This window comes from Marinagarivorans sp. (assembly GCF_982758155.1).
Map to the genome: position 1 here is coordinate 1 of NZ_CEXWTU010000372.1, position 2,837 is coordinate 2,837.

The 2,837-nt window shown below is 42.9% G+C and carries 2 protein-coding genes; both read left to right on the forward strand.

Annotated elements, in window-relative coordinates:
- Positions 1-75 precede the first annotated feature (75 nt).
- Positions 76-432 (forward strand): hypothetical protein, encoded by a 357-nt coding sequence (locus AC3A8L_RS20975; RefSeq protein WP_487964228.1) that lies wholly within the window; start codon positions 76-78, stop codon positions 430-432.
- Between the two features lie 659 nt (positions 433-1,091).
- Positions 1,092-2,705 (forward strand): hypothetical protein, encoded by a 1,614-nt coding sequence (locus tag AC3A8L_RS20980; protein WP_487964229.1) that lies wholly within the window; start codon positions 1,092-1,094, stop codon positions 2,703-2,705.
- The last annotated feature ends 132 nt before the right edge of the window (positions 2,706-2,837 follow it).

Consider the following 2,837-nt stretch of genomic DNA (forward strand, 5'->3'; position numbering starts at 1 on the left):
TGGAAGTAGCATTGTAGTCCGGCGGGAAATACAACCTAACCAATAGCTGCAACGGCGTTAAGTTTCAGGAAAGTTATGGGCGTTGAATATATTCTTGTGAATCAGACTAAAAAAGAGATGATTTCCTTTTCTCATCTTAATGGTTCAAAAATGCGTGAGTTAGCCGGGAATGTAGCTCAGTCAGCCATCGTGACTTGGTATCTCCTCAATAACCAAGGAGATGAAATTCAGTTTGTGTCGGATACCAACGATGACTGGCCATTCAAAAGGGGGAGTCGTAATGAGGCATTTAGATTTCCTGACAAAACTGATGAGCTGGTGGAAACACTAATCGAAAAAGAAATATTGGAAGACAATGGCTATCTTCACCAAGACGAGGAAGACCCAGACTCAATTTATACTAGAGATATTATAAATGTCTGGTCTTCGTAAAAAACTCAACAAGTTTGTCCTGTTGACGTTTTTGTCTACGCTCCGTTTTTTTGGGGGGGGCTTCGCCACTTTACCCCAACAAAAAAAAGATAGGACATCCAAAACCTGATAAGCGAGGCGTTAGTTGCTTCTGAATAGGAGTTAAAAAATAACATAATACGTGACACCCAAACACTCTGATAAACGGTATGGCTAATGTGTCATCGTTAACCATACCTAAATTGACTTAAAGGGCCAGCCACTCTACATCTTGATCAAAAAACAGCGGATATGATTTGGGTACCCCGGTTTGGCTGATATTTCAATTCTAGATCCATAAGCTATATAACCAGGCAGCCTTAAGCGCATTAGAAATTTGAGTGTGCGTCCTTACAAGTTCGCCAAGGCAAAACACAAACCACCTTTATGGTTTCATGGACAATGGAACTAGTGGTGCGAGCTGTGCAGAAGAAGCCACTATCCCGCCTCCATATGATTGGAGCTATTAAAATGCAATCAACTTTACTTCTGTTATCAGAATAATCATTTACAGTAAACAAACTTACATTCTCGGTACCCAGGGAACAGGTTCACGACTTATTAAACGCGTTGAGTCGTATAGGTTTTGCGATGGTACACTCGGTGCGCAAAAATCCTAACGATGATTTAAGGAAGAATTTATGCCCAACTTAGCAAACCGACGCGTATCAATACTACTGCTTGCCGTAATGGCCTCTTCGTGTGGAGGTGGCAAAGCCCCGCCAACGCAATATGAACTCAACACCAAAATCAGTGACATTGCATTAGAAGATCCGATCCTGCAAACCTGCGTTGACGCAGCTGCGAAGGAAAACGGATGGCAAACATTGGGGGAGGTAACTGAACTTGAATGTGACTTTTACGGCTTTCGTTACCGCTTTCAAGAGGCTTTGAGAATTCAGGATGCTCTTACCTCCCAATCCGAAGTTGACGACTTACAAGGCATCGTCAACACAGCGGGTATAGAATGGTTTACTGAGCTGGAGAAACTCAGTCTTACAGGGCACTATTACTCCGAAATTGATGTAAGCACGCTCGCAAAGCTAAAAAATCTCGACTTAAACTCGAGCTTTATCGGCAGTCTGGACCTGAGCAACAATGCAGAACTGGAAGAACTCGACATCGCAGGAACGCTTGTCACGGATCTCAACTTAAGCGGACTTGAAAAATTATCTAAAGTTTACGCGGGCGGCAAAAGCGTTAAGGCAGATGCAACGCTAGAAGGTACGATTGAGCAGGCAGGTGAATATTTTGGCCTTAATTATGCTGAGTTTGAACAAGCCCTTACCGATGTGACCTTTGACCCAGAAGCCTTTCCAGTAGATGTCGATATATATGGCCCTCCACCTACAAACTTAAACCCAGAATCGTTAAGCCAATATTCTGGCACATTGGAATACGCAGATTTTGTCAGGGCTACGCAACTTACCTCATTCATCGGCAGTATTAACAATGCCCCGCCCTATTTAGACTTAGAACCTTATAACCAATTAATTCGAATGGAACTTACTGCAGTGGCGGTAGCCGAAATAGCATATGGCACCCAACTTGAACAACTTAAGGCAAATGCAAACGTACATTCATTATACCCCCTCGGCGATAAACCAGAGAGCAATCTTTGGCGGCTCGAGCTTAACGCTATTGAGGGAGGAAGATTCGATCCCGAATTATTGGCAATGGAATATCTGGAAGACTCCTTGGCAGAAGTGGTATTTACGAATTATTTCTTTGCACGAGCGATTGGAGACTTCAGCAAATTTTCCGCACTAAAACGGATTACATTGAATGACTCCGCCATCGATATTAGTTGGCAACTACCCGAAAGCATTGAGATCGTTACCCTAATAAATGAAGTTGGCAGAGCTTATATCAACTCCGAAGCTGGCCCCAAACATTTGCATATTGGCAAAGCATCAGATCGAAGCTGTTCAATGGAAAACTTTAATATTGCCCAATTAGAGCATCTTTCAATTTCCGGCTGTGGCAAAAGTAGTGTGGATTTAAGTGGTGTATCCTCTGTCAGGAACCTGACTATCAATCATAGCGATTTAGACAGTATTGACCTAACCCAGGTGCCATCTGTTGAACATCTTGATCTATCCCACAATCAATTTGTGGATTTAGACCTAAGCCCGTTGAGCACTGAAGTTAATCGACGAAATTTCATTTTTACTGATAATCCGCTAATTGATGGCGCCAGAGCGAAGATAGAAGAACAAGCTAACTCACGTTTTTTCTCCGTTGCTCTGGAATAACTAAAAAGAAAAGTTAAACTCCGCGCATAGACGGGACATATATGGACGCTCCCGTGATGTCAAACAATAGTTAGGGACGAGGCAATAATAGTTTGTCCAATTAGACGAGGGCGCCTGTTTTCTCAGCAAGGC

What these genes read in the sequence shown, in the direction of transcription:
- AC3A8L_RS20980 (WP_487964229.1), top strand. Translation starts at nt 1,092, where the DNA reads ATGCCCAACTTAGCAAACCGACGCGTATCAATACTACTGCTTGCCGTA.
- AC3A8L_RS20975 (WP_487964228.1), top strand. Translation starts at nt 76, where the DNA reads ATGGGCGTTGAATATATTCTTGTGAATCAGACTAAAAAAGAGATGATT.